23 protein-coding genes are annotated in these 25,128 nt (G+C 73.4%); 5 read left to right on the forward strand and 18 right to left on the reverse strand.

Annotated features, from left to right (window positions below; genetic code table 11):
- Positions 1-25: 25 nt before the first annotated feature.
- From ACYVKX_RS01880 to ACYVKX_RS01910, 7 genes are all read right to left on the reverse strand, one after another.
- Positions 26-1,405, reverse strand: a complete 1,380-nt coding sequence (locus ACYVKX_RS01880) for an NAD(P)(+) transhydrogenase (Re/Si-specific) subunit beta (protein ID WP_460828826.1) — start codon at positions 1,403-1,405, stop codon at positions 26-28.
- Entirely contained in the window at positions 1,405-1,725 is a 321-nt protein-coding gene (locus ACYVKX_RS01885) for an NAD(P) transhydrogenase subunit alpha part 2 (protein ID WP_460828827.1), read from the reverse strand. Before ACYVKX_RS01885 ends, ACYVKX_RS01880 begins: the two co-directional genes overlap by 1 nt.
- Positions 1,725-2,864: an NAD(P) transhydrogenase subunit alpha gene (locus ACYVKX_RS01890; RefSeq protein WP_460828828.1), complete on the reverse strand. Its 1,140-nt coding sequence runs from the start codon at positions 2,862-2,864 to the stop codon at positions 1,725-1,727. Before ACYVKX_RS01890 ends, ACYVKX_RS01885 begins: the two co-directional genes overlap by 1 nt.
- Positions 2,865-2,874: 10 nt before the next feature.
- On the reverse strand, positions 2,875-3,486 hold the full coding sequence (gene thpR / locus ACYVKX_RS01895; protein ID WP_460828829.1) for an RNA 2',3'-cyclic phosphodiesterase: 612 nt from the start codon (positions 3,484-3,486) through the stop codon (positions 2,875-2,877).
- Positions 3,486-4,217: a VIT1/CCC1 transporter family protein gene (locus ACYVKX_RS01900; protein WP_460828830.1), complete on the reverse strand. Its 732-nt coding sequence runs from the start codon at positions 4,215-4,217 to the stop codon at positions 3,486-3,488. The genes thpR and ACYVKX_RS01900 overlap by 1 nt, the downstream gene beginning before the upstream one ends.
- Before the next feature lie 7 nt (positions 4,218-4,224).
- Positions 4,225-5,685: an MDR family MFS transporter gene (locus ACYVKX_RS01905; RefSeq protein WP_460828831.1), complete on the reverse strand. Its 1,461-nt coding sequence runs from the start codon at positions 5,683-5,685 to the stop codon at positions 4,225-4,227.
- 76 nt (positions 5,686-5,761) lie between these two features.
- Positions 5,762-6,658: a LysR family transcriptional regulator gene (locus ACYVKX_RS01910; RefSeq protein ID WP_460828832.1), complete on the reverse strand. Its 897-nt coding sequence runs from the start codon at positions 6,656-6,658 to the stop codon at positions 5,762-5,764.
- A 70-nt stretch (positions 6,659-6,728) separates the two neighbouring features.
- Between ACYVKX_RS01910 and ACYVKX_RS01915 the strand changes: the two genes are divergently transcribed.
- Positions 6,729-7,712, forward strand: coding sequence for a YeiH family protein (locus ACYVKX_RS01915; protein ID WP_460828833.1), 984 nt, complete (start codon positions 6,729-6,731; stop codon positions 7,710-7,712).
- A gap of 27 nt (positions 7,713-7,739) precedes the next feature.
- On the opposite strand, the gene ACYVKX_RS01920 is transcribed toward ACYVKX_RS01915, so the two are convergent.
- The 7 genes from ACYVKX_RS01920 to ACYVKX_RS01950 form a co-directional block, all read right to left on the reverse strand.
- Positions 7,740-8,486 carry a hypothetical protein gene (locus ACYVKX_RS01920; RefSeq protein WP_460828834.1) on the reverse strand — a complete coding sequence of 249 codons (747 nt, stop codon included), beginning with the start codon at positions 8,484-8,486 and terminating at the stop codon, positions 7,740-7,742.
- A gap of 138 nt (positions 8,487-8,624) precedes the next feature.
- Complete coding sequence (locus tag ACYVKX_RS01925; protein WP_460828836.1) at positions 8,625-9,311, reverse strand: NAD-dependent deacylase; 687 nt, start codon at positions 9,309-9,311, stop codon at positions 8,625-8,627.
- Positions 9,308-9,931 (reverse strand): class I SAM-dependent methyltransferase, encoded by a 624-nt coding sequence (locus ACYVKX_RS01930; RefSeq protein ID WP_460828838.1) that lies wholly within the window; start codon positions 9,929-9,931, stop codon positions 9,308-9,310. Before ACYVKX_RS01930 ends, ACYVKX_RS01925 begins: the two co-directional genes overlap by 4 nt.
- Positions 9,928-11,061, reverse strand: coding sequence for a GTPase family protein (locus tag ACYVKX_RS01935; RefSeq protein ID WP_460828839.1), 1,134 nt, complete (start codon positions 11,059-11,061; stop codon positions 9,928-9,930). Before ACYVKX_RS01935 ends, ACYVKX_RS01930 begins: the two co-directional genes overlap by 4 nt.
- Before the next feature lie 438 nt (positions 11,062-11,499).
- Entirely contained in the window at positions 11,500-12,120 is a 621-nt protein-coding gene (locus ACYVKX_RS01940) for a Fic family protein (RefSeq protein ID WP_460828840.1), read from the reverse strand.
- Positions 12,120-12,272: a hypothetical protein gene (locus ACYVKX_RS01945; protein ID WP_460828841.1), complete on the reverse strand. Its 153-nt coding sequence runs from the start codon at positions 12,270-12,272 to the stop codon at positions 12,120-12,122. The genes ACYVKX_RS01940 and ACYVKX_RS01945 overlap by 1 nt, the downstream gene beginning before the upstream one ends.
- A gap of 161 nt (positions 12,273-12,433) precedes the next feature.
- Positions 12,434-13,351, reverse strand: a complete 918-nt coding sequence (locus tag ACYVKX_RS01950) for a 1,4-dihydroxy-2-naphthoyl-CoA synthase (protein ID WP_460828843.1) — start codon at positions 13,349-13,351, stop codon at positions 12,434-12,436.
- A gap of 56 nt (positions 13,352-13,407) precedes the next feature.
- Here ACYVKX_RS01950 and ACYVKX_RS01955 point away from each other — a divergent pair, with 56 nt between their 5' ends.
- Both ACYVKX_RS01955 and ACYVKX_RS01960 read left to right on the forward strand, forming a co-directional pair.
- Positions 13,408-13,851 carry a nitroreductase family deazaflavin-dependent oxidoreductase gene (locus ACYVKX_RS01955; protein ID WP_460828845.1) on the forward strand — a complete coding sequence of 148 codons (444 nt, stop codon included), beginning with the start codon at positions 13,408-13,410 and terminating at the stop codon, positions 13,849-13,851.
- Between the two features lie 78 nt (positions 13,852-13,929).
- Positions 13,930-15,231, forward strand: a complete 1,302-nt coding sequence (locus ACYVKX_RS01960; protein WP_460828846.1) for an MFS transporter — start codon at positions 13,930-13,932, stop codon at positions 15,229-15,231.
- Positions 15,232-15,311: 80 nt separating this feature from the next.
- On the opposite strand, the gene ACYVKX_RS01965 is transcribed toward ACYVKX_RS01960, so the two are convergent.
- The 4 genes from ACYVKX_RS01965 to recC are packed head-to-tail and all read right to left on the reverse strand — an operon-like array spanning position 15,312 to position 24,264.
- Positions 15,312-15,935 (reverse strand): ACT domain-containing protein, encoded by a 624-nt coding sequence (locus tag ACYVKX_RS01965; protein WP_460828847.1) that lies wholly within the window; start codon positions 15,933-15,935, stop codon positions 15,312-15,314.
- 43 nt (positions 15,936-15,978) lie between these two features.
- Positions 15,979-17,724 (reverse strand): exodeoxyribonuclease V subunit alpha, encoded by a 1,746-nt coding sequence (recD, locus tag ACYVKX_RS01970; RefSeq protein ID WP_460828848.1) that lies wholly within the window; start codon positions 17,722-17,724, stop codon positions 15,979-15,981.
- Positions 17,717-20,974 carry a UvrD-helicase domain-containing protein gene (locus ACYVKX_RS01975; protein WP_460828849.1) on the reverse strand — a complete coding sequence of 1,086 codons (3,258 nt, stop codon included), beginning with the start codon at positions 20,972-20,974 and terminating at the stop codon, positions 17,717-17,719. The genes recD and ACYVKX_RS01975 overlap by 8 nt, the downstream gene beginning before the upstream one ends.
- Entirely contained in the window at positions 20,971-24,264 is a 3,294-nt protein-coding gene (gene recC / locus ACYVKX_RS01980) for an exodeoxyribonuclease V subunit gamma (RefSeq protein WP_460828850.1), read from the reverse strand. Before recC ends, ACYVKX_RS01975 begins: the two co-directional genes overlap by 4 nt.
- Before the next feature lie 59 nt (positions 24,265-24,323).
- Between recC and ACYVKX_RS01985 the strand changes: the two genes are divergently transcribed.
- Both ACYVKX_RS01985 and ACYVKX_RS01990 read left to right on the forward strand, forming a co-directional pair.
- Positions 24,324-24,812, forward strand: coding sequence for a cupin domain-containing protein (locus ACYVKX_RS01985; protein WP_460828851.1), 489 nt, complete (start codon positions 24,324-24,326; stop codon positions 24,810-24,812).
- 41 nt (positions 24,813-24,853) lie between these two features.
- A complete protein-coding gene (locus ACYVKX_RS01990) occupies positions 24,854-25,120 on the forward strand; it encodes a GlsB/YeaQ/YmgE family stress response membrane protein (RefSeq protein WP_460828852.1) in 267 nt (88 codons plus the stop codon).
- Positions 25,121-25,128: the final 8 nt, after the last annotated feature.

A 25,128-nucleotide genomic window follows, 5' to 3' on the forward strand; every position in this document is an offset into this window, starting at 1 on the left:
ACTCAACGACCGAGCCGCCGACGGGTCACAGAGCCTTGACCGCGTTGAGCAGCTTGCCCAGCGAGTCCTTGGCGTCGCCGAAGAGCAGGGTCGTCTTGGGGTCGAAGAGCAGCTCGTTCTCGATGCCGGCGAAGCCGGGGCGCATGGACCGCTTCATGAACACGATCTGCCTGGCCTCGTCGGCGTTGAGGATCGGCATGCCGTAGATCGGGGCGCCCGGCGTGGTCTTCGCGGCGGGGTTGACCACGTCGTTGGCGCCGACGACGAGCACGACGTCGGTGTGCTTGAAGTCGCCGTTGATCTCGTCCATCTCGATCAGCTGCTCGTAGGGCACCTGCGCCTCGGCGAGCAGCACGTTCATGTGGCCGGGCATCCGGCCGGCGACCGGGTGGATCGCGTAGTCGACCTGGGTCCCCCGCGCACCGAGCACGTCGACCAGCTCGCGCAGCGTGTGCTGGGCCTGGGCGACCGCGAGACCGTAGCCGGGGACGACGATCACCCGGTCGGCGTACCCGAGCAGGATCGCGACGTCCTCGGGCCCGGCAGACCGCACCGGCCGGTCGGAGGCCTCGCCGGCGCCGAGAGTGGAGCCGCCCTTGAGCGCGCCGAACAGGATGTTCGACACCGACCGGCCCATCGCCCTGGCCATCAGCAGCGTCAGGTACGTGCCGGACGCGCCGACCAGGGTGCCGGCCACCAGCAGCACCACGTTGGAGAGCACGTAGCCGCCGGCGGCGACGGTCAGGCCGGTGAACGCGTTCAGCAGCGAGATCACGATCGGCACGTCCGCGCCGCCCACCGGCAGCACGAGGAGTACGCCGATCAGCAGGCCCAGCAAGGCGAGCACGATCCCGACGGTGACGGTGGGGCCGGTGACGGTGAGCACGCCCAGGACGATCGTGGCGACGCCCGCGGCGCCGAACGCGATCGGCAGGCCGGGGAAGATCACCGGCCGCGAGGTCATCAGCTCCTGGAGCTTGGCGAAGGTGATGATCGAGCCGGAGAAGGAGATCGAGCCGACCGCGATCGTGAACGCGGTCGCGGCGAACACGAACCAGCCGTACGCGCTCTCGTCGGGGATCATCTCGTCCAGCTCGAGCAGCGCCACCAGGGCCGCGGCGCCGCCGCCGACGCCGTTGAACAGGGCCACCATCTGCGGCATCTGCGTCATCTGCACCTTGCGCGCGCCGAAGACGCCACCCACGGTGCCGACCGCGATCGCGGCGACGATCAGCGGCACGTGGTTCAGGTCGAGGTAGAGGAACGGCACGACCACCGCGACGACCGCGGCGCCCGCGCCGATCAGGTTGCCGGCGCGGGCGGTCCTCGGACCGGAGAGGCCCTTGAGCGCGAGGATGAAGCACACCGCGCAGGCCAGGTAGACCAGCTGCACCCAGGTCGGCATCAGGCGGCGCCCCCGTCGGAGGTCGGGGCGGGCGCGGGCTTCTTCTTCCGCACGAACATCTGCAGCATCCGGTCGGTCACCACGAACCCGCCCACCATGTTGACCGCGGCCAGCACGATGGCGACGAGCCCGACGACCAGGGCGACGTTGCTGTCCGTCGTACCCGTCACCAGGACGGCGCCGAGCAGGATGATGCCGTGGATGGCGTTCGCGCCGGACATCAGCGGCGTGTGCAGCGTCGAGGACACCTTGGAGATCACCTCGATGCCGACGAACACGCTCAGGATGAAGATCGTCAGCCAGACGACGGCCTCGTCCATCAGTTGGCTCCTTCCAGAGCGGTGCCCTCAATCTGGGAGCGAGTCGGCTCGTGCCGGATCGCGCCGGCATGCGTGACGCACGACCCGGCGACGATCTCGTCCTCGAAGTCGGGGGCGAATGCCCCGTCGACCGTCATCAGCGTCACGATGTTGACGATGTTCTGCGCGTAGAGCTTCGACGCCGGGCCGGGCATCTGCGAGGGCACGTTCTGCCCGCCCCACACCTGCGCGTTGCCGATCCGCACCACCTCGCCGGCGACCGCGCCCTCGACGTTGCCGCCGGTCTCGGCGGCGAGGTCCACGACCACGGAGCCGGGCCTCATCTGCTCGACCATCGCGCCGGTCACCAGCAGCGGCGCCCGGCGGCCCGGGACGGCGGCGGTCGTGATCAGCGCATCGGCCGCGGCGACGTACGGCGCCAGCCGCTCCATCTGCAGCGCGGCCCGCTCCTCGGTCATCTCCCGGGCGTAGCCGCCCGCGCCCTCCAGCGTGTCCAGCTCGAGGTCGATCGCCTGCGCGCCCATCGAGCGGATCTCCTCGGCGGCGGCCGCGCGCACGTCGTAGGCCCTGACGACCGCGCCGAGCCGCTTCGCGGTCGCGATCGCCTGCAGGCCGGCGACCCCGGCGCCGAGCACCACGACCTCGGCCGGCGGGACCGTGCCCGCGGCCGTCATGTTCAGCGGGAGGAACCGCCGCAGCATCCCGGCCGCGACGATCGCGCAGCGGTAGCCGGCGACCAGCGCCTGCGAGGACAGCGCGTCCATCGACTGCGCCCGCGAGATCCGCGGCACCAGCTCCATCGCGAACGACGTGATCCCGCCGTCGCGCAGCGCCGCCACGACCTCGGGCTCGGAGCCGGTCGGCAGGAACGACACCGTCGCCGCACCCGACCGCAGCCGCCGCACCACGTCGGTGCCGGGCGGCTGCACGGAGACGAGCAGGTCCGCCTGCTCGACCGCGCCCGCGTCGACCGACGCGCCCGCCGCCTCGTAGTCGGAGTCCGCGATCAGCGCATGCGCGCCCGCCTCGGGCTCCACGAGGACGTCGTACCCCAGGGCGGTCAGCTTGCCGACCAGCTCCGGGACCATCGCGACCCGCGCCTCGCCCTCCCGGGCCTCTCTCGCCACAGCGATCTTCACTCGTGGCAACCTAGGGCACTTCGCGGGCCGGTGCGAGTGTGAACTCCTCCACGTTGACATATCGGGGTCGGCCGCGTGCGCCCTCGCCGAGGTACGACGCGACCAGCGTGATCCGGTCCGCGGACCACCGCGGCCCGGCGTAGCCGTCCAGCAGCCGGACCCAGCTCGACACCTCGGCGGGATGGCCGAGCCGGGCGACGGTGACGTGCGGGCGGAACCGCTGCCCGTCCACGGGTACGCCGGCCCGGTTGGCCGCCGCGCGGCAGCCGGCCGCCAGCCGGTCGAGCTCGAGTCGCCGCGGGCCGAGCGACGCGTCTCGAGACCCGTCCGGCTCGTCGAGGTCGAGACCGGCCCAGATCACCCGGGCGCGACCGGCGTCCGGGAACGCCCCACCGCCGGCGATCGCGGTCTCGAACGCGGTCCGCCGCGCCGCCGCCCGGCCGAGCCGCTCGGTGAGATCGTCGAGCCGACGCTCCTCCACGTCGGCCAGGAAGGCCAGGGTCACGTGGAACTGCTCGGCGGTCGCCCAGCGGAACGACCCCGCCGACCGGCGTACCTCCAGGAAGTCGTCGAGGTGCTCGACGGCCTCCTCGGGAGGGATGAGCGCGACGAAGGCCCGCATCAGCCGATCTGGGTGCCCAGGAGCGAACCGATCAGATAGGTGACCGCCATGGCGAAGAGGCCGCCGGTCACGTTGCGGGCGACCGCGCGGCCGGGCCGGGCGTAGCCGAGCCGGGCGGACACGAAGCCGGTGACGGCGAGCGCGGCCACGACCGCGGCGACGGTGAGCCAGAGCCGCAGGCCGGGCGAGCCGAGCGTCATCGTGAGCAGCGGCAGCAGCGCGCCGACCGTGAAGGAGAGCATCGACGCCCAGGCCGCGTGCCACGGGCTGGCGATGTCGTCGGGGTCGAGGCCGAGCTCGGCCTCGGCGTGCGCGCCGAGCGCGTCCTTCCTCGTCAGCGCCTCGGCGACCTCGCGGGCGAGCGCCTCGTCGAGCCCCTTCTCGACGTAGAGGCCGGCAAGCTCGGCGAGCTCCTCCTCCGGGTCGTCGCGGAGCTCGCGCCTCTCCTTGGCGAGCAGGGCGAGCTCGCTGTCGCGCTGGGTGCTGACCGAGACGTACTCGCCCGCGCCCATGCTCATCGCGCCCGCGGCCAGCCCGGCGACGCCGGCGATCACGATCGCGGTCCGGTCGCTGGTGGCACCGGCCGCGCCGATCACGATGCCGGCGGTCGAGACGATGCCGTCGTTGGCGCCGAGGACGGCGGCGCGCAGCCAGTTCAGGCGGTTGTTGAGGCCAGCCTCGTGCGGCTCGTCCGGATGCGGGCCGACGGGGGCGTCGGGATCGGTGCTCACGGCGCCATCATCCGCCGTCGGAGGGCTCGGTGACCCGCCGGGGCATCAGCAGGCCGACGAGCAGCAGCGCCAGCGCCACGAAGACGCAGGCGACGAACACGGCGCGGACGGCGGGATCGAGCACCGCCGGCGTGAGGCTCTCGAGGTCGGGCACGCCGCCGCCGAGGCGCGAGGTGACCACGCCGTTGACGACGGCGCCGAAGACGGCGACGCCGACGGCGCTCCCGACCGAGCGCGCGAACACCGTGGCGCCGGTCGCCACCGCGCGCCGGTCCCACGCGACGGCCGACTGCGCGGCGATCACCGCCGGGCTCGAGACCAGGCCGAAGCCCAGGCCCATCACGAAGCACGGCAGCGCCAGCACCAGGATCGAGCTGTCCTCGCCGACGAGCAGGAGGAGGGCGGCGCCGGCGGCGCCGAACACGCCGCCGATCAGCATCGTGGCGCGGAAGCCCACGGTGAGGAAGAGCCGGCCGGAGTTGGAGGCGGCGAGCGGCCAGCCGAGCACGAACGCCGCGAGCGCCAGCCCGGACGCGACCGCGCCGCTGCCCAGCACGCTCTGCCCGTAGAGCGGGACGTACGTCGTCATGGCCATCATCAGCACGCCGACGATGAGCGAGGCGACCATCGCCGCCACCACGACCCGGTGGCGGAACACCCACGCCGGGAGCACCGGCTCGGACGCCCGGCGCTCGACGAGGACGAACGCCGCCAGCAGGACCGCGGCCGACGCGAACAGCGTGGCGCTGGTGGCCGACGTCCACGACCACCGCACGCCGCCCTCGAGCAGGCCGAGCAGCAGCAGCAGGCCGCCCACCGTGAGCAGCGCGGAGCCGGCGTAGTCGATGCGGTGCCGGCGCCGCTCGACCCGCTCGTGGAAGCCGCGCCAGAGCATGACGGCGGCGGCGATGCCGATCGGCAGGTTCACGAGGAAGACCCAGCGCCAGGACAGGTAGTCGGCGAAGAAGCCGCCGAGCGTGGGCCCGACGACGGCCGAGATCGCCCAGACGCTGGCGACGTAGCCCTGCACCTTGGCGCGCTCGGCGACCGAGTAGATGTCGCCGACGATCGTCATGCCGATCGGCTGGACGGCGCCGGCGCCGAGGCCCTGGATCGCGCGGAAGACGATGAGGGAGGTCATCCCCCAGGCGAGGCCGCAGAGCAGCGAGCCGATCACGAACAGGCCGATGCCGACGAACATCATCGGCTTGCGGCCGTAGAGGTCGGCGAGCTTGGCGTAGATCGGGACCGAGACGGCCTGGCCGAGCAGGTACACCGAGAACAGCCACGGGAACTGGGTGAACCCGCCGAGGTCGGCGACGACCGCGGGTACGGCGGTGGCGAGGATCGTCGAGTCGAGCGCGACCAGCCCGGTGCTGAGCATGACCGCCAGCAGCACCGGCCCGCGCTCGCTGCGCAGCCCGACGCTGGCCCGGGTCACCTGGGTATCGGCTCGGTCGACGGCCACAACGATCGCCAACCTACGCCCTGCGGCTCCTCATTCCCTGTCGATCGTCGTACCGCTCGGCGCCGCCGGTGACCGTTCAGCTCGGCTGCCGCGAGGCCTCCACCGCGATCAGCAGCAGGTCCGCGGCGGCGTCGTTGATCCGCTCGTCCGAGCGCCAGACCGCGGTGAGCGGCCGCAGCAGGTCGAGCTCGGTCGGGACGATCCGCAGCCGGCCGGTCTCGACCTCGGCGCGCACGGACAGCGCCGACAGCACGGCGGGGCCCACCCCGGCGACGGCGGCGCCGACCAGGGAGGTCGTCGAGCCGCCTTCGAGGGCGATCCTGGGCTCGGCTTGCAGGGCCCCCTCGAACGTGCCTCGGGTGCCGCTCCCCCGCTCGCGCAGCACCCACTTCTCCCGTCGCAGCTCCTCGCGCGTGACCGGCGTCCGCCGACGGGCCCAGCGGTGGGAGGGCGCGGCCACCACGACCAGCCGGTCTCGTCCCACCGTGCGCCGGGCCAGCCCCAAGGGCAGCTCGGTGGACTCGATGAACCCGAGGTCGGCGACACCCGCCCGGACCGCGGCCGCCACCGTCTCGCTGTTGACCACCTGGAGCACGGGGCGAACCTCCGGCCGACGCTCGTGCAGCTCGCCCAGCCATCGGGGGAGCACCTGCTCGGCGACCGTGAGGCTGGCGGCGACCGCGAGGCCGCCGCGGCGCTCCTCGGTGAGCGCCGTGAGCGCCGCCCGCATGGTGTCCGCGCCATGGAGGACGGCACGCGCCCAGGAGACCACCGCCTCGCCGTCCGTGGTGAGCTGCGACCCTCGCGACGACCGGCGTACGACGCCCAGGCGCCACCGGGCCTCGAACTCCTTGACCCGCGCGCTGGCCGCCGGCTGGCTGATCCCGCAGTCGGCCGCGGCCGCGCTGAGACTTCCGCGCTCGCCGACCGCGACGAGCAGGCGCAGCGTTTCGATGTCGAGATCCCCTGCCATCACCAAAACCTATAGCCCACCTCGCGTCTGCCCGCTACCCGGACCCGGTCTCCGGCCCGAGGCTGCTGCGGTGACCTCGCTCGCCTCGCCGGTGCCGGCCCGCCAGCGGGTCCGGGCCGCCGTACCTCCGCTCGTGGTCGCCGGGGCCGCGCTGCTCCTCGGGCTCGTCGCGCCGCTCCTGAGCCCGCTCCTGACCGCGATGCTGGTCGGCGCCGTCATCGCCAACTCCCGCCTGCACCGGTACCCGTGGCTGACCTCCGACGGCACCACGACCAGACTGCTGCTGCGGCTCGGCGTCGTCCTGGTCGGGCTTCGCCTTCCGGTCGACGACGTGCTGGCCATCGGCCTGCCGGGAGTGCTGGTGATCGTCGGCACCGTGTCGGCGACCTACTGGCTGACGTGCCAGGTCGGCCGCCGGATGGATCTGGACCGGGGCTTCGTCGCGGTCCTCGCCGCCGGCTTCGCCATCTGCGGGGCGGCTGCGATCGCCACGGTCAGCGACGCCGTACGCGCACGCCAGCGCGATGTCGCGCTCGCCGTGGCTCTCGTGACCATCTACGGCAGCGCCCTGATCGTGGCGATCCCCTGGCTCGCCGGCCTGCTCGGGCTCGACGACGACCAGGCCGCCGTCTGGGCAGGCGCCAGCATCCACGAGGTCGCCCAGGTCGCGGTGACGGCATCGATCCTGGGCGGCGGCGCCGTCGGCATCGCCATGACGGTCAAGCTGGGGCGCGTCGCCCTGCTGGCACCTCTCTACGTCCTGGTCGCCCGCGGGAAGTCCCCGGACCGGCCGGGGGCACCCATGGTCCCCTGGTTCGTCGTGGGATTCGCGGTCGCCGTCGCCGTCAGGAGCACACTGCCGCTGCCGGACCTCGCCCTCTCCGTGGCCAACACCGTCACCACGCTCCTGCTCGGAGCCGGGATGTTCGGCCTCGGCACCGGCCTCCGGGTCAGGGACCTCTGGCCGATCCCACCCGCCGCGCTCCTCCTCGCCACCGCGTCGACCGCGGTCGCGGCGGGCGTCTCGCTGACGCTCGTCGTGCTGGTGCTCTGACCGCCGGTCGAGCGTCGGTCGCCGGTGCTAGCTCCCGATGGTGTTGAGGTCGACGACCTGGTCGGCGGTCGGCGCCTCGACCTGGAACGCCTCGTCGAACGCCGAGAAGCTCACCGTGCCGATGTCGTCGCCCTCGGTCTTCTCGATCTTCACCAGGTAGTGCGGCTCGTCGACGAGGACGTAGCCGGTCGACGTGCCGTTCTTCGGATCCTCGTTGTCGACGAGCACGACCTCGTCGCCGTCGAGGTCGTCGGTGCCGGTGACCGAGTACGTCGAGCCGTCGTCCTCGTCCTCGAGCAGCTGGTTCAGCAGGTCGTCGAGGTCGCAGAACTGGCCGAAGGACTTGCCCCCGGCCGGGATCACGACCCACTTGTCGCCGACGAGCGTGAGCACCTGCTCGGCGTTCTGACCGGCGAACGAGCGCCAGAAGGCCTCGTCCGGGCGCATCCAGGTCTCGCCACCGACACCGAGGAGCTCGGCCGTCCCGTCGTCGATGCCGATCGAGCCGGTGCAGTCCCCCTCGGAGCTGGCCTGGAGGTCGATGGTGATCTGCTGGCCGTTGGTCGTGACCGTGCCGGAGACCTTCACGGCCTCGAGGTCGCCCATGTCCGCCTTCGTCTCCGCGACGATGTCCTTCGCCGGGCTCGTGGCGAAGTCGTTGCCGCCACCGCCGCCGTCTCCCCCACCGTCTCCCCCGCTGCACGCGGTCAGGGTCGCCGCGACGCCGAGCGTGGCCACCGCCGACCCGATCCGTGCCAGTCCGATGCGCTCCATGGACGGCAACCTACCGCGGGACTCGGGCCACGGCGGCGGTCTCGCGCGCGGCGGGCAGATCCGGGAATGGCTCTGCTCGGATAGTCCCTGACGTTTCGGCCGGCGACACACGGGGCGGAAGGGCCCAAACGTCAGGGACTATCCGAGCAGATCGTCCACCCACGCCGGCACCAGCTCGGCGGCCCGGCCGTGCTGCGCGCGATCGAAGAGGTGGGTGCCCTCGCTGGGCACGAGGTTGAGCTCGAGGGTGCGGGCACCGGCCCGGGCGGCGTACTGGACGAAGCCGGCGGCGGGGTAGACCGCGCCGGAGGTGCCGACCGAGACGAACAGGTCGGCGGAGGCGAGGGCGCCCTGGATCCGGTCCATCTCGTAGGGGATCTCGCCGAACCACACCACGTCCGGGCGCAGCTCGGTCACGCCGCACGTCGGACACGGCGGGAGGTCGAGCAGCGGGCCGTCCCACCGGTGCCGGCCGCCGCACGACCGGCAGAGCGCGGAGCGCAGTTGGCCGTGCATGTGCAGCACCCGGGTGGAGCCGCCGCGCTCGTGGAGGTCGTCGATGTTCTGGGTGACGACGAGCAGGTCGTCGCCGATCGCCTGCTCGAGCCGCGCGAGCGCGTGGTGCGCGGGGTTCGGGTCGACGCCGAGCAGCGCCGCGCGGCGCTCGTCGTAGAAGCGCTGCACGACCGATGGCTGGAGGTCGTAGGCCTCCGGGGTCGCGACGTCCTCGACCCGGTGGCCCTCCCACAGCCCGTCGGCGTCGCGGAACGTCGGCACCCCGCTCTCCGCGGAGATGCCGGCACCCGTGAGGACGACGACCCTCATCGGAGCCTCCGGTACGTCGCGACGACGTACTCGCCCTCGAACGGTCCCGCCGACCAGGTCCCGTGACGATCCGCCGCGGTCAGGCCGGCGGCCGCCATCGCGGCATCGACCTCCGCGAGCGGCGTCACCGGGCAGTCGCCGGGGAGGTGCGCGGTGTCGAGGCCGAACCCGGCCACGACGACGCCGCCCGGGGCCAGGTGCGCGGCGAGCCGCTCGCACGTGACGGGCAGCGTGCCGGGCTCGAGCAGCGGGATGGTGTTCCCCGCGACCAGCACCGCGTCGAAGGCTCCCCGAAGCCCCGGGCCGAGGTCGAGGGTCGAGAGGTCGCCGACCCGCCAGTCCAGGCCGGGCGCGGCGGCGCGGGCCTGGCCGAGCATCGCCGCGTCGACGTCCACGCCGACGACGTCGTACCCCAGCTCGTACAGTCGTACGGCGACGCGGCCGGTGCCGCACCCGGCGTCGAGCACCCGCGCGGGCGCCGGGACCAGACCGGCGACGAAGGCCGCCTCGCCGTGGACGTCCTCGCCGCGCTCGGCCATCGCGCGGAACCGCTCCGCGTAGGCCGCCGCGTAGTCGGATCCCGCGCCCTGCCGGGCGATCCGCTCCCACCGCGTGGTCACGAGGACAGCTTCCGCCGCGCCGCCTGCGCCTTGAACTCGTCCATGAACACGCGGTGGATCCGCTCGCTCTCCAGCGCTCCGCCGACGATGCCGAGCTCGCCGCGCGCCAGCCGCTCGCAGACCCGCACCCAGGCATGGCCCATCGCGTAGGTGAACGTGCCCGCGATGGTGGCGTTGATGGTGCCGGCCACGGCGGTCCCGGCGCCGGGGACGAACTTGATCAGGTTGCCGACCACCGATCGCCCGGCGGTCGTCGCCGCGGCGGTCGCGGCGATCGAGGCGGCCGTGGACCGCTCGACCGAGATCCCGTAGGTGACCGCGATCGAGGCCATCATCGTCAGCTGGATGGGGACGAGGAGGGCGGCGTCGGAGAAGGGGATGGGGGAGGCGCCGGCGGTGGTGGCGGCCCCGGTCGCCACCTTGATCGCAGCCTCCGCGCGCTCGCGCTTGCGGTCGAAGTCGATGCGCTGAGACGCCGTGAGCGCGTGGGCGACGCCCGCAGGCGCGCCGCGAAAGGTGGCATCGAGCAGCTCCTGCAGGCCGTACGCCGCCTGCCCGGTGAACTCGTCGCCGAGCGCCATCGTGTAGTGGATCAGACCGTCGGCGATGGGCAGCCGCAGGTCCGCGATCCGGGCCGCGAGCGCCTCCGCGTCGGGGTGGACCCTGCCGCCGCTGGTCGGCACCTGGGTGAGCACCAGGATCACCGGCAGCCCGAGATCGTGCAGCGCCCGGACGAACTCGGCCTCGGTGCTCTCGAAGCGACGATCGCCCGCGCGCACGCAGTACCAGGCGACGTGCAGCTGCTCGGCCAGCGGCCGGCGCCGCATCGCGCCGAGGTAGTCGCGCAGCTCGCCGATCAGCGCCTCGTTGTCGCGCCCGACCTCCAGCCCGCGGGTGTCGAGTACGCCGAGCGTGCCGGACTGGTGCAGGTAGAGGTGCTCCTGCCGCGTCACGGGCTCCCCGATGCCGGTCTGCGCGATGTCGGTGCCGAAGATCGCGTTGACCAGGGTGCTCTTGCCGACCCCGGTCTTGCCGAAGATCGCCAGGTTGAAGCGCCCGATCTCCTCGGCCTTGTCCTTCCACGCCTTCGAGAAGGCCCGGCCGAACCAGTCGTCCGCGGGTGTCGCCATGGTCACATGGTGTCAGGATCGGACAAGCCGCTCATAGGCATCGGTGAACTCATGACGGACCATCTCGTCGCCGACCAGGTCACCGAACCAGTCGAGCTCATCGAGGACGTCAGCGGGCGAGCGACGCAGGCGGGTGACCGCCGCAACAACGGCGTCCACCTGCCGGTCGGCGAAGGGCAGCGGGGCTCTCCCGACGTCGCGAGCTCGTCGGGATCTACGCGAGCTTCGCCGTGCACCACCCCGAGCTCGTCGACGTCCTCATCTTCGAGGTCCGCAGCCTCGACCCCGATCATCACTCTGGTCAGCGCTCCAGAACCGACCCGACCCGACCCGACCCGACCCGACCAGCCTCAACACCGCTAGTCAGTCGTCCAGGTGGAGAACCGCCTTGACGACGTCACGCCGGCACGACAGCGACCCGATGGACTGTCACGATGGCTACGCTGGAACGACCTGCACCAGTTCTGCCAACGGAGTGAGGTCACGTCCGTTGTCGTAGTGCACCAGTGCGTCGATGTAGGCCGGGCGGTCAATGTCCCAATCGAAGCGGACAGCATCTCCTGTGGCTGCGGCGGCGAGGACCACATCAGCCAGCAGCCGGGTCACGCGACCGTTGCCGTCGACGAACGGATGGATCCGAACTACCTCGACGTGTGCCAGCAGCCCGAGCGACTTCGGATCGAGGTCGTGGACTTCTTCCCAGCGATAGCGCAGGTTGTCCATCTCCGAGCGAAGTTGAACGGCGATCTGCTCGGGCGCGACTCCGATGTTGGTCTGGAGGAGCCGGAACTTGCCGCCCCACTCCCACACGTCGCCGTACAGACGTCGGTGGAGGTCACGGACGGAGTGGTCGGTCAGGATGTCGCTGAGCGTGAGCACGCCGGAACGAATCTGGCCCAACAGCGCAGACCCGACACGATCCTGGAGCGTCTGCTCGATGTCGTACAGCGCCGCCTTGAACACCGGCTCACCGAGAACCTTCAGCGCGTAGGGAGTGAGCGCCTCGCGCTCCTCCTCCGATACCTCGGTCTCGCCGTACCCAGGATCGAAGGACGCCATCAGCCCTTGGCCAGGCTGTCCAAGAACTCCTGCACGTTGGCCGGGCGAACATAATCGGCCGGAATCTCACGGCCTTCGAGGCGTGCGGACGCGACCGTGCTCTCGTGCACCATCCGGTGGAGCACCTCGACTGACATCTCCTGGATCGTCATCGTCGCCTCCTTCGCGTTCCCAGGGAGGATACCGCGAGCCGTCCACCGCCGCCGAGACGAGGCAGGACACTGGCAGTCGCTGGGGATCTTGCGGACCTTTGCGGACTACAGGCGTGTCAGCGACCCCCTGAACCCCGCCCGACCTGCGGAAACAGGCCGGATCAGTAGTACCAGGGGTACGGCGACCAGTCGGGGTCGCGCTTCTCGAGGAACTGGTCGCGGCCCTCCTGGGCCTCGTCGGTCATGTAGGCCAGCCGGGTGGTCTCGCCGGCGAAGAGCTGCTGGCCGACCAGGCCGTCGTCGAGGAGGTTGAAGGAGTACTTCAGCATCCGCTGCGCGGTGGGCGACTTGCCGTTGATCAGCCGGCCCCACTCCAGGGCGACCTGCTCCAGCTCCGCATGGGGTACGGCGCGGTTGACGGTGCCCATCCGGACGCCGTCGTCCGCGGAGTACTCCTGGCCGAGGAAGAAGATCTCGCGGGCGAACTTCTGCCCGACCTGGCGGGCGAGGTACGCCGATCCGAAGCCGCCGTCGAACGACCCGACGTCGGCGTCGGTCTGCTTGAACCGTGCCTCCTCGGTGCTCGCGAGGGTCAGGTCGCAGACGACGTGGAGGCTGTGGCCGCCGCCGGCGGTCCAGCCGGGGACCACGCAGACGACGACCTTCGGCATGAACCGGATCAGCCGCTGGACCTCCAGGATGTGCAGCCTCCCCAGGCGCGCCTGGTCCACGGCCTCGGCGGTCTCGCCCTCGGCGTACTGATAGCCGGCACGGCCGCGGATGCGCTGGTCGCCGCCGGTGCAGAACGCCCACTTGCCGTGCTTCGCGCTCGGGCCGTTGCCGGTGAGCAGCACGCAGCCGACGTCGCTGGACGTGCGGGCGTGCTCGAGCACGCGGAGCAACTCGTCGACGGTGTGCGGGCGGAACGCGTTGAGGACGTCCGGCCGGTCGAAGGCCACCCGGACCGTGCCGTGCGCCTTCGCGCGGTGGTAGGTCAGGTCGGTCAGGTCCTCGAAGCCGGGCACCGCGTCCCAGTCGTCGGTGTCGAAGATCTCCGACACCCCGTCGATCGCGCTCATGGGCTGCACGCTATCGCCGGGGAATGCGGGCGGCCCGATCGGGCATTTGACCGGGTATGGCACTTGAAGGCGAGTACGAGCCCAGCTCCGATCAATGGGTCCGCGACCATGTCGAGGAGTTCGAGTCCTCGGGCGGCGAGCGCGCGAACACCCTGCCCGGTCATCCGGAGTGGCCGATCGTGGTGATCACCTCGGTCGGCTCCAGGTCCGGCAAACTCCGCAAGAACCCGGTCATCCGGGTGGAGCACGACGGCGTGTACGCCGCGGTCGCGTCCAAGGCCGGCGCTCCCGAGCACCCGGCCTGGTACCACAACTTCGTGGACCACCCCGAGGTCGAGCTCCAGGACCAGGGCGAGAGGCATCTCTACCGAGCCCGCGTCGCCGAGGGCGAGGAGCGCGCCGAGTGGTGGGAGCGCGCAATTGCGCGGTATGCGCCGTACGCGGAGTATCAGGAGAAGACCGACCGGGTGATCCCGGTCTTCGTGCTCGAGCGGGTCTGATCGTCGAGACACGCGAATCGGCCCCTGCTGAGCTCATTTCAGGGCCATTTCGGGTGTCTCGACGGTAGACATGCTCCTGTGACCGAGCTTCCGGTACGCCGTTCCGCGCTGGCCGAGCCGACGGCGGACCCGCCCGCCCGCTGGGTGGCGTTCCTGACGCTGGCGAGCATCGGCCTGTGGGCCGGGTTCTTCGGCCCGATCCAGGTGCTGCTCGCCCAGCAGGCCGAGGCGATCGACCCGGGGGCGAAGAAGGAGATCCTGGCGGTCGTCCTCGGGCTGGGCGCGTTCGTGTCGGTGATCTGCAACCCGGTCTTCGGCGCGTTCTCCGACCGCACCTCGCTGCGGATGGGCCGCCGGCTCCCCTGGGTGATCGGCGGCGCGGCCGGCGGTGCGCTGTCACTGCTGCTGCTCGGCGTCGCCGACAGCGTCGTCGTGATGGCTCTCGGCTGGTGCGGCGTGCAGGCGGCGCTCAACGCGATGCTCGCCGCGGTGACCGCGACCGTCCCGGACCAGGTGCCGGTCGACAGCCGCGGCCGGATCGGCGGCATCCTCGCGATCGCCCAGACCCTCGGCGTCATCGGCGGCACCGGCATCGCGTCCGCGACCGGCAGCATCGCGGCCGGCTACACCGTCACCGCCGCCGTACTGATCGTGTGCACGATCCCATGGTGCCTCGACGCACGCGACGTCCCGCTGCTCCCGGAGGAGCGGCCGGCGGCGTTCGACTGGGGCGCCTTCCTGCGCGGCTTCTGGGTGTCGCCACGGCGGCACCCCGACTTCGCCTGGGCGTGGATCACGCGCTTCCTGGTCAACCTCTGCAACGCGCTCGGCCTGCTCTACCTCCTCTACTACATGCAGGACGTGCTCGGCTTCGGCGCGGACGAGGCCGACGAGCGGGTCTTCGTGCTGACCGCGATCTACGGCGTGGTGGTGATGGCCACCGCGGTCGCGTTCGGCGTGTGGAGCGACCGCAGCGGCAGGCGCAAGGTCTTCGTGATCTGGTCGGGCGTCGTGATGGGCCTCGCGACGCTGCTGCTCGCGGTCGCACAGTCCTGGCCGGCCGCGGTCGCCGCGGCGGCGCTGATGGGCATCGGGTACGGCAGCTACGTCTCGGTCGACTTCGCGCTGATCACCCAGGTGCTGCCCGGCGCGGAGGACCGCGCCAAGGACCTCGGCGTCATCAACGTCGCCAATGCGCTGCCCCAGGTGTTCGCGCCGTTCCTCGCCGCACTGATCCTGCTGGTCGTCGCGGGCCTCGGCGGCGTCACCGAGACGAACGGCGACCGCTTCTCGGTCGGGTACTGCGTGCTCTACCTCAGCGCGTTCGCGGTGGCGATCCTCGGCTCGGTGCTCGTGACGCGGATCCGCTCGGTGCCGTAGCGGCGGGGTAGTCCCTGACGTTTGGGCCCCGGATCGTGGGGATCGAGGGCCCAAACGTCAGGGACTACCCCACATGCAGGTCAGTGGGCGGGAGCCTTGGCGGTGCGCGAGATCGACATCGCCAGGCCGACGAGGTGGCCGAGGCGCGCGAGCTCGGAGTCGAGGAACTCCGGTCCACCCCGGCGGCCGATGAGCACGCACTCGGTCTTGTTGAGGCGGGCGCCGATGAGCACGGCGTTCTCGTCTTCGGACTCGAGGTGCGCGGCGCGCTCGATCTGGATCCAGGCCAGCTGGCCGGGGGCGGTGTGGGTCGCGTAGCGGACGCCGTCGGTCCTCGACACCCGCGCGGCCCAGTCGGCGCGGAAGGTCACCGGCAGCAGGTCGATCAGCCGGTCGAGCGCGGCCTCGGGCTCGGCGGTCAGCTCCTCGACGGCCTCGAGGTCGAGGACCAGGTTGCTGCCGGCGGCGTACCGGCTGATCCAGACGACGCGGACCCCGTCGAGCGCATTGCACGCCGAGACGATCGAGTCGGGCATCGCGCCGGGCGCGGTCTCGAGCAGCACGTCGTCGACGGCGGTGCCGTCGTGGCGCTTCTCGACGATCTCGATCGCCTCGATGTCGCCGCCCGCCACACCGATGGCGCTCGCCAGCCGGCCCAGGGAGCCTGGGACGTCGGGCAGTTCCACGCGGAGCAGGTACGGCATGTCCTCGACCCTAGCCCGAGCACGTTGCGCGGGCGTTTCCGCGTCACCGATCGGCGAGACGCAGCCGCAGGCCGGTCGCGCGCTCGGCGCGGGTGCCGACCGCGGCGCGTACGGCGGCCTCCGACCCGACCACGCGCACGTGCTGCCGCGCGCGGGTGACCGCCGTGTAGAACAGCTCGCGGGTGAGCAGCCGGGACGCCTCGTCGGGCAGCAGCACGGTCACCCGGTCGGCCTGGCTGCCCTGGCTCTTGTGGATGGTCATCGCGTGCATGGTCTCGACCGCGTCGAGCCGGCCGGGCGCGAACTCCTTGAGCCGCTGCGACCCCGCCACGAACACCCGGCGCCGCTGGTCCTGCCGCACCACCACACCGGTCTCGCCGTTGTAGACGTCGAGCGCGTAGTCGTTGCTGGTCACCAGCAGCGGGCGGCCGACGTACCACTCGCCGTGCACGTCGACCTCGGGGTCCTCGGCCAGCCACCGCTCGACCAGGCGGTTCCAGCGGCGTACGCCGAACGGCCCCTCGCGATGCGCGCAGAGCAGCCGGTAGCGGTCGAGCTCCGCCAGCGCGGCCGCCGCGTCCTCGTTGCGGGCTGCCGCCCAGATCGCCCGGGCCGCCGCGACCGAGTCGGGGCGCAGGGCCGTCTCGACCTGCTCCTCGTCGGACGCCTCCACCCAGGAGACCTGGTCGGACGGGGTGCGGAGCACGCGGACCACCTCGTCGGCGTCGCCGGAGCGGAGCGCCGCGGCGAGCAGCTTGATGTCCTCCTCGGAGCGGAAGTTCGTGGTCAGCGCCTCGACGGGCGAGTCCGGCCGGCCCTCGAAGCCGGCGACCAGGTCGCTCAGCACCGCGCCCGCGCCGACCGACGTCAGCTGCTGCGGGTCGCCGACGAGCACGAGCCGGCAGTCCGGGCGCAGCGCCTCCAGCAGCCGGCCCATCATCGTCAGCTCGACCATCGAGGACTCGTCGACCACGACGACGTCGTACTTGAGCCGGTTGGCGCGGTCGTGGCGGAAGCGGGTCGCGTTGTCGGGCCGCCAGCCCAGCAGCCGGTGCAGCGTCAGCCCCTCCGGACGGCCGACGAGGGCCGGCGCCTCGGGCCAGGTCCGTGCGACCGCGGCGAGCTCGATCGCGACCGCCTCCTGGAGCCGGGTCGCGGCCTTGCCGGTGGGGGCAGCGAGCGCGATGGCGAGGTCGCCGTCCGCCTGGTCGGCGAGCAGCGCGAGCAGGCGGGCGACCGTGGTCGTCTTCCCGGTGCCGGGGCCGCCGGTCAGGATGGCGGTACGCCGCCGTACGGCCGCCACGACCGCGGCCTCCTGCTCGGGGCTGAGGTGGGCGCCCCGGACCCTCGCGACCGCGGTGGACAGCCGCGCCTCGTCGACGGCCGGCGGGGCGAGTGCCAGCCGGGCGGCCAGGTCGTCGTGGACCTGGGACTCGAGCCGGTGGTAGCGGTCGAGGTAGAGGAGTCCCCGCTCGAATCGGACGACCCCGGCGTGGACGAGCGGCGACTCCTCGACCGGCCACTCGTCGGGCCAGGGCAGCTCGGGCGCCGTCGCGGTGACGGTCGCGAGGTCGAGGCAGACCGAACCGCGCCGGACCGCGCGCACGGCGAGCGCGACCGCGAGCAGCATCCGCTCGTCGGCCTCGCCGCCGAGGGCGCCGATGCGGGTGGCGACGTGCACGTCGGAGGAGGTGAGCACGCCGGCCTCGTTGAAGGTCGCGAGCAGCCCGGTCGCGCCGGTGGCGATCCGCCAGTCGTGCTCGTCGACGGGCTCGAACAGCTCACTCATGGCGGCCGTCCAGCAGGTCGGAGAGCTCCTCGACCAGCGCCGCCGGGGGCCGCCACGCGAAGACGCCGCACGGGGCGCCCTCGACGAGCGGCGTCGACGGCCCGCACATGCCGCGCAGGTAGAGGTAGAGCACGCCGCCGAGGTGCCGCTCCGGGTCGTAGCCGGGCTGGCGCCAGCGCAGGAACCGGTGCAGCACGGCGGCGTACAGCAGCGCCTGCAGGGGGTAGTCGGAGTGGCCCATCGCCGCGGCGAGCGCGGCCGGCGCGTAGCTGTGGGCGGTCGGCGGCGCGTCCATCGGGCCGAGCCAGTTGGTCTTGTAGTCGACGACCAGGTAGCGAGGGCCCTGCTCGGTGCGGAGCCGGAGCACCACGTCGACCGAGCCGGTGAGGTAGCCGCGCAGGGTCTGCTCCCCGAGCGGCCCGGCCAGCGCATCTGCGTACTGCCGCACGGGGTCGCCGGGCGGGAGGTGGCGCTCGAGCAGCGGCCCGATCGAGCCGAGGCGGCCGTCGCCGAGGGGCAGCTCGAACTCCATCTCGCGCAGTCGGTCGGCGAGCGGCACCGCGCGCAGGGTGGTGGGCGCCAGCGGCCCGAGCGGGGAGTCGCACACCGCGACCAGCGCGGCGGCGAGCTCCTCGCGGTCGAGCTCGACCGGCCACCAGCCGAGCTGCTCGTCGATGTGGCCGAGCAGCTCCGCGCGCAGGTCGGGCGCGTCGGGGTCGGTGTGCTCCAGCACCGCGTGCACGAGCGAGCCGAACGTCGCACCCACCGGCAGCCCGCCCATCGGCGAGGGCACGTCACCCGCGACCGGCGGTGCGACCACGGGCTCGGCCTCGAGCTCCTCGTCGTCCTTGCCGGTGATCTCGGGCTCGCTGGCGACCGCGCCGGCGGGGGTCACCTCGACCCTGCTCAGGGAGGAGTACGACGCCCGGCGCCACTCGGTGTCGACCTCGCGGGTGAACGCCCGGGCGGCGAGAGCCGGCGCGGGGTCCGCGGGTGGGTCGGCGCCCGGGTCGGCGAGCAGCGCTGCCTCCGGGGCGGGTCCACCACGGTCGCGCCAGGCGGAGAAGAGCGCGATCACGGCGTCGTCGTCCGGGACCGCCGGCGACTCCGGCACGTCCGGGGAGTCGGGGTCGCGCATCAGCATCCGGTGGAGCGGCGAGGCGACGGCGTTCTTGGTCGGCGCCCACCACGCGACGACCTGCGACTTCGCGCGGGTGACCGCGACGTAGAGCAGCCGCAGCCACTCGCCGGCCTCCTCCTCGGCCCACCGCCGGCAGTGGTCGGCCCAGTGCGCTCCCCCGCCGCCGACGTCGAGGCAGCGGATGCCGGCGTCGTCGTGGAAGAGCGGGCGGGTCGGCTTCGGGACGAACCGGTCGGCGAGGGCGGGGAGGTAGACGACGGGGTACTCCAGGCCCTTGCTGGCGTGGATGGTCACGAGTTGGACGGCCGCCGCGTCGGAGTCGAGCCGCCGGGTGCGCTCGACGCCGCGGCCGGCGCGGCCCTCGGCGACCTGCTCGCGCAGCCAGGCGAGCAGCGAGGGCAGGCCGTGCCGCTCGGTGAGCGCGACCTCGTGCAGCGCCTCGCCGATGTGGCGCAGGTCGGTGAGCCGGCGGTCGCCGCCGACCTCGGCGAGGACCCGTGCGGGCAGGCCGGCGACGTTCGCCGCCTCCAGCACTGCCGCGAGCCCGCGGGTGGCGAACAGCTCGACCCATCCCCGCAGCGTCTCCGCGACCTCGTCGGTCAGGTCGTCGCCGCGCGCGTCCAGGTCGGCGGCGGTGCGGCCGAGGAAGCAGGTCAGCGCGGCCGACCGCACGCGCGTGCTGCGGTGCGGCTGCTCCAGCGCCTCCAACAGGGTCAGCCACTCGACCCCGGCCGGGGTCGCGAACACACTGCCGCCGCCGGCGATCACCGCCGGCACCCCCACCTCGTGCAGCGCCTCGCGGACGGCCGCGAGGTCGGCGTGCCGGTAGCTGATCACCGCGACGTCCCGGGGCCGGATCGGCTCGCCGTCGAAGGTCGCGCCGGACGCGAGCAGGCGGCGTACGTCGAGCGCCAGGTCCCGCGCGACGTACGGCCGCACCTGGCCGACCGTGAGCGTGCTGTTGCCGCGGCGGCCGAAGGTCTCGCGCCGCACGACCCGCAGCCGGAACGGAGGAGTGCCGCCGGAGAGCCGGCTCTCGGCGTGGTGGGCGCGCACGTCGCGCACCACGATCCGCTCGTCGCCGAGCGTGGCGCCGGCGAGCAGCGTCTGGAAGGCGTCGAGCAGCGGGGCGTCGCTGCGCCGGTTGGTCGCCAGCGTCTGCCGGGTGGTCGCGGTCTCGGCGGCCCGGAGGTAGGTGGCGACGTCGCCGCCGCGGAAGGCGTAGATCGCCTGCTTCGGGTCGCCGATCAGCACCATCGTGGCGTGGCCGGAGAACGCCCGGTCGAGCACCTCCCACTGCACCGGGTCGGTGTCCTGGAACTCGTCGACGAGCACGATCCGCCACCGCGCCCGCATCCGCCGGGCGGCGGCACTCTCCGGTTGCGCCAGCGCGTCGGCGAGCTGGGAGAGCAGGTCGTCGTAGGAGAGGATGCCGAGCCGGCGCTTGCGCCGGTCGAGCTCGGTGCGTACGGCGACGGCGAAGCTCACCCGGCGCCCGGCCGGCGTCGAGCGGTCCTCGTCGGCGGGCTCCAGGCGCGCCTGCGGGTCGCCGACCGCGGCGCGTGCGATCGCCATCGCCTCGGCGTGGTCGAAGACCGGCTCGGCGTCGGCGAACGCGCGGAGGTAGAGGTCGTCGACGGTCTCCTTCACCAGGTCGTCGAGGTCCTCGACCAGCCGGGCGCGGGAGTCGGTGTCGCCGGCGACGCCGAGGGAGTCGAGCACCAGCGCGCAGAACTGGTGGGTGGTCGCGATCGTCGCGGCGTCGAAGCCGGCCAGCGCCTCGGTCACCCGCCGGTGGCCCCGGCGGCGCTCCTCCTCGCTCCACGAGCGCAGCAGGGTGACGAGGTCGGAGTCGACCACGCCACTCGCCGCCGGGTCCGCGCTCAGCACCCGCTCGGCCTCGACCAGCTGGGCCCGCACCCGCTCGCGCAACTCCTGGCTGGCCGCGCGCCCGAACGTCACCACGAGCAGCTGCTCCAGCCGGGCGACGCCCTCGGCGACGTACCTGGTCACGAGCGCGCCGATGGTCCAGGTCTTGCCGGTGCCGGCGCTGGCCTCGAGCAGGACGGTGCCGGTCGGCAGCGGGTCGGTGATGTCGAAGGGCGTCACAGCGGACCCACTCGCTCGGCGCCGGCGAGCAGCGGCTCCCAGATCGCCCAGGCGTGCTCGCCGAGCCCCGCCTCGACGAGCGTCTCGACCGGGGCGCCGACGCCGAAGACCCGCTGGTGGTAGGGGTCTGCGTCCTCGCCGGCGATGCCGAAGGCGTTGTGGGGGTCGGTCTCCCACTCGCGCCGCGCGGCCTCGACCGGCGGGGTGTCCTGCCCCATCAGCTCGCGCGCATGGGCCTCGGCCCAGGCCGCCCCGGTCTTCGCCGGCACCGGCAGCGCTGCGCAGAGCCCGCGGTCGCGGAGCTCGACGAGGTCGCGCAGCCACGCAGTCGCGCGGTGGTCGAGCGGGCCGCCGAGCGCGCGCTTCGGCCCGGCGCGCTCGCGGCCGATCGCGTGCGCGGTCCAGTGGTCGTCGGGGTGGGTCGCCGCCAGCGCCAGCAGGTCCACCCAGGCGTGCAGCCGCTGGCGGGCGTTGAGGCGGGAGTAGCCCAGGCTGACCACCCGGCTGCCGTAGACGCCGGGCACGGTGCCGGTGAGCCGGCGGCCGTCGCCGAGGTCCACGTCGACGTCGACCGAGCGGCGCTCGCCCTCGCGGAGGTCGGCGGTGCGCGACCACAGCCGCTGACACTCCTCGACGACCTCGTTGAGCGCGGCGGTGCCGAGCCGGCCGGGCGGGAGGGTGCCGCTGAGCTGCTCGGCGGTCATCACCGCGACCGGGTCCTGACCGGCGAGCAGCTCGCGCAGCAGCCGGTCGCCGATCTGCCACCTCTCCAGGCCGTCCAGCGTCACCGGGATCGCGTCGGCGAGGTCGTCGGGCTCGAACGGCGTGGCCACATCGAGCCGCCCGCGCAGGAACGTCCGGACCGGATGGCCGAGGAAGTCGCGCAGGTCCTGCAGCGAGACGTCCGGCGCCGTCCCGTCCGGGGTGAGCCGGGCCGGCAGCGGGCCATCGAGCAGCGGCGGCGGCTCCCGGCGCACGCTCCACGCCGAGCGGGCGCCGGCCAGGGCGGCGGTGTCGAAGCTGAACGGGGCGCCGCTGGCGAAGTTGCGGGCGTCGTAGGGCTGGAGCGGGTGGTGCGTCAGCACCCGGTCGCGCACCGGCTCGGCGGTGGTGCGGTCGGCGGCGTCGAGGATCTCGCCGAGGGGTACGGCGGGCGGGCGGGGCGCGCCGGACTGCTCGTCGGCTCCGGTGTAGGTGACGACGAGGTGCTCGGTCGCGGCGAGCACGGCGTCGAGGAGGAGCTGGCGGTCCTCGCTGCGCGGGTCGCGCTCGCCGGTGAGCGGGCGGCGGGCGAGCACGTCGTCGCCGTCGACCGCGCCTGCGCGCGGGAAGACGCCGTCGTCGAGGCCGACCAGGCAGACCACCCGGTGGGGCACCGAGCGCATCGGGACCAGCGTGGCGACGGTCAGGCTGCCGGTGCGGAAGTTGGCGCGCGTGGGCCGGCCGGCCAGCCGGGACTGGAGCATCGCGCGCACGTCGGAGAGCCGCAGCTCCAGGCCGCCCTCGTGCGAGGACGCGGCCACCCGGGCCAGCTCGCGCTCGAACTGCGGCAGCTGCCAGGCGTCGTCGGCCGGGACGTCGGTGAGCGAGCGGACGCCGTCGCGCAGCCCGGTCGTCCAGTCGGCCACGGTCCGCGCGGCCCCCAGCGCCGTCAGGGTGCGGTCGAGCCGCTGGACCAGCTCGGCGAGCCGGCCGGCCAGGTCGATCTCGCTGCTGCCGACGTCGTCGAGCGGCAGCCCGCGGCCGAGGTGGCGGTGGTCGTCGCCGCTCATCGCGACGCCGAGCAGGATCCGGTCGAGGCCGGTGCGCCAGGTGTTGTGCGGGAACCGCTCCATGCCGAACGCCCGGCGGTCCCCGGCGTCGAGGCCCCAGCGGACCCCGGCGCGCGACACCCAGCGGGAGACCCGGTCGAGCTCGTCGTCGGCGAGCCCGAACCGGCGGCGTACCGGCTCCGTCGCGGCGAGGTCGAGCACGTCGGACGCGGTGACCCGGCCGCCGGCGAGGTCGAGCAGGTCGCCGGCGACGGCGAGCAGCGGGTTGGTGCTGGTGAGCGCGCGGTCGGCGAGCCTCACGCGCAGCCGGTGGGCGGGGTGGCCGTCGGTGGTCGCGAGCCCGAACCCGGCCGAGACCAGCGGCGCGTAGGTCTCGATGTCGGGGCACATCACGAGGACGTCGCGGGGCTCGAGGGTCGGGTCGTCCTCGAGCAGGCCGACCAGCACCTCGCGCAGCACGTCGACCTGCCGGGCCGGGCCGTGGCAGGCGTGCACCTGCAGGCTGCGGTCGGCCGGGTCGAGACGGCGGGTCGCGCGCTCGTCGTACGACGGGGCGTGGCTGGCGCGCAGGTCGTGCTGGAGCCAGCCGAGCATGGTCGTGGGCGCCTGCTCGGGGATCGGCACCTCCACGGCCGGGATGCCGTCGAGCGTGCGGCGCAGCTCGCGGGCGTCGCGGCCGAGCGAGGCGAGCAGCGGGTGGCCGACCCGCTCGGCGGAGTCGTCCTCGTCGCGGGGGACGACGCCGCCGAGGCCGGCCAGGTCGTCCCAGAGCGCCGGCGACGGCTGGGGCAGGAACAGGTGGACGTCGCGGTGCTCGCCGAGCGCCTGGAGCAGCGCGACCTCGGTGACCGGGACGCGGGTGTGGCCGAAGAGCGAGAGCCGGTCCGGGAGCGGCAGGTCCCCGCCACCCTCCCAGAGCGCGCGGCAGGTCTCCTCGTGGCGGACGTCGGGCGGCGGCGCGTCCACCTGGCCGAGCAGCCGGCGCCAGAGCTCGGGCTGCCAGCGCAGGTCGTCCGGCAGGTCGCCGTCCTCCCCCTCGCGCCAGCCGGTGACGAGCGAGGGCCGCTGCCCGGCGTACGACGCGAAGAGGCGGGCGAGCCGGATCGCGACCGAGTAGCGACGGTTGCGCCGCAGCTCCCGGTCCGCGCCCTGCCGGTCCAGGCCGAGGTGCCTGGCGAGAGTGGCGAACCGCGGGTCGTCGAGGCTCTCGTCGATGGTCGCGAGCAGCGGCCAGACCAGCCGCTCCGGCTCCCACGGGTCGTCGCGCTCGCGGCCGAGCAGCAGGCCGACGAGGGAGGGCGGGTTGAGGAAGCGGACCCCCGCGCAGACCCCGTCGCCCCCGCGCGGTCCGGTGCCGAGCCGGTGGCTGAGCCGCTGGGTGAGCCAGCGCTCGACGCCCTTGGCCGGCACCACCACGACCTCGTGGGCGAACGGGTCGTCCAGCGGCGTGGCCAGCAGGTCGCCGAGCCGGTCCGCGAGCACGTCGGTGCGTGCGGCTCGGTGGATCTGCAGGGTCACGCCGGGCACCTTACGGCGAAGCAGGGACAGGAGGGCGGCGCGTCCCTACGCTGCTGACCATGAAGCGTCTCCTCCTCCCCGTCGCCGGGCTGTCGCTGGTCGCCGGGGGCTTCGGCGCCGGCATCGCCGTCTCCGCCACCGCCGCCGACGACCCCGCGCCGATCACCGTCACCCGCCAGTCGCTCGCCGAGGTCGAGGCCCCGACCGGCGCCCCGAACCGCACCCTCGGCCTCAGCCGCGTCGTGGTCATGCCCGGCGCCGCGCTCGCCCGCCACCACCACCCCGGCTCCCAGCTCGGGTACGTCGCCGAGGGCGTCCTCACCTACACCGTCGAGACCGGCCGGGCGAAGCTGATGAAGGGCCCCGGCGACGCCGCCGAGGTCGTCAAGGTGATCAAGCCCGGCATGACGGTCAAGGTCCGCCCCGGCCAGTGGCTGCAGGAGGAGCAGGGCGAGGTCCACCGCGCCGCCAACAACGGCGAGATCCCGGTCGTCATCTACCTCTCGACGCTGCTGAGGACCGGCCAGCCGGCGGCCATCCCGGACTGACGACTCGCGGCGGTGTTGGACGGCCGAGCAACACTGGAGCCATGATCGGATTCCTCGTCGCCGGCCTGATCATCGGCGCGCTCGCCCGCCTCTTCAAGTCCGGCAAGCAGGACCTGAGCATCCTCGCGACCCTCGGCCTCGGCGTCGTCGGCTCGCTCATCGGCGGGACCGTCGCCTGGCTGATCGGCACCGGCAGCATCTGGGAGCTGAACGTCCTCGGGTTCGTGCTCTCGGTCGTCGCCGCCGTGCTGCTGGTCGGCACCGCCGAGGCCCTCACGGGCAGCAACCGGCCCCAGCAGCTGCGCTAGGTCCCGCG

It is taken from the genome of Nocardioides hungaricus (assembly GCF_054782915.1).

What these genes read in the sequence shown, in the direction of transcription:
- thpR (WP_460828829.1), bottom strand. Translation starts at nt 3,486, where the DNA reads ATGCGGGCCTTCGTCGCGCTCATCCCTCCCGAGGAGGCCGTCGAGCAC.
- ACYVKX_RS01990 (WP_460828852.1), top strand. Translation starts at nt 24,854, where the DNA reads ATGATCGGATTCCTCGTCGCCGGCCTGATCATCGGCGCGCTCGCCCGC.
- ACYVKX_RS01955 (WP_460828845.1), top strand. Translation starts at nt 13,408, where the DNA reads ATGGCACTTGAAGGCGAGTACGAGCCCAGCTCCGATCAATGGGTCCGC.
- ACYVKX_RS01985 (WP_460828851.1), top strand. Translation starts at nt 24,324, where the DNA reads ATGAAGCGTCTCCTCCTCCCCGTCGCCGGGCTGTCGCTGGTCGCCGGG.
- ACYVKX_RS01885 (WP_460828827.1), bottom strand. Translation starts at nt 1,725, where the DNA reads ATGGACGAGGCCGTCGTCTGGCTGACGATCTTCATCCTGAGCGTGTTC.
- ACYVKX_RS01940 (WP_460828840.1), bottom strand. Translation starts at nt 12,120, where the DNA reads ATGGCGTCCTTCGATCCTGGGTACGGCGAGACCGAGGTATCGGAGGAG.
- ACYVKX_RS01935 (WP_460828839.1), bottom strand. Translation starts at nt 11,061, where the DNA reads ATGGCGACACCCGCGGACGACTGGTTCGGCCGGGCCTTCTCGAAGGCG.
- ACYVKX_RS01910 (WP_460828832.1), bottom strand. Translation starts at nt 6,658, where the DNA reads ATGGCAGGGGATCTCGACATCGAAACGCTGCGCCTGCTCGTCGCGGTC.
- ACYVKX_RS01965 (WP_460828847.1), bottom strand. Translation starts at nt 15,935, where the DNA reads ATGCCGTACCTGCTCCGCGTGGAACTGCCCGACGTCCCAGGCTCCCTG.
- ACYVKX_RS01920 (WP_460828834.1), bottom strand. Translation starts at nt 8,486, where the DNA reads ATGGAGCGCATCGGACTGGCACGGATCGGGTCGGCGGTGGCCACGCTC.
- ACYVKX_RS01945 (WP_460828841.1), bottom strand. Translation starts at nt 12,272, where the DNA reads ATGACGATCCAGGAGATGTCAGTCGAGGTGCTCCACCGGATGGTGCAC.
- ACYVKX_RS01925 (WP_460828836.1), bottom strand. Translation starts at nt 9,311, where the DNA reads ATGAGGGTCGTCGTCCTCACGGGTGCCGGCATCTCCGCGGAGAGCGGG.
- ACYVKX_RS01950 (WP_460828843.1), bottom strand. Translation starts at nt 13,351, where the DNA reads ATGAGCGCGATCGACGGGGTGTCGGAGATCTTCGACACCGACGACTGG.
- ACYVKX_RS01880 (WP_460828826.1), bottom strand. Translation starts at nt 1,405, where the DNA reads ATGCCGACCTGGGTGCAGCTGGTCTACCTGGCCTGCGCGGTGTGCTTC.
- recD (WP_460828848.1), bottom strand. Translation starts at nt 17,724, where the DNA reads ATGAGTGAGCTGTTCGAGCCCGTCGACGAGCACGACTGGCGGATCGCC.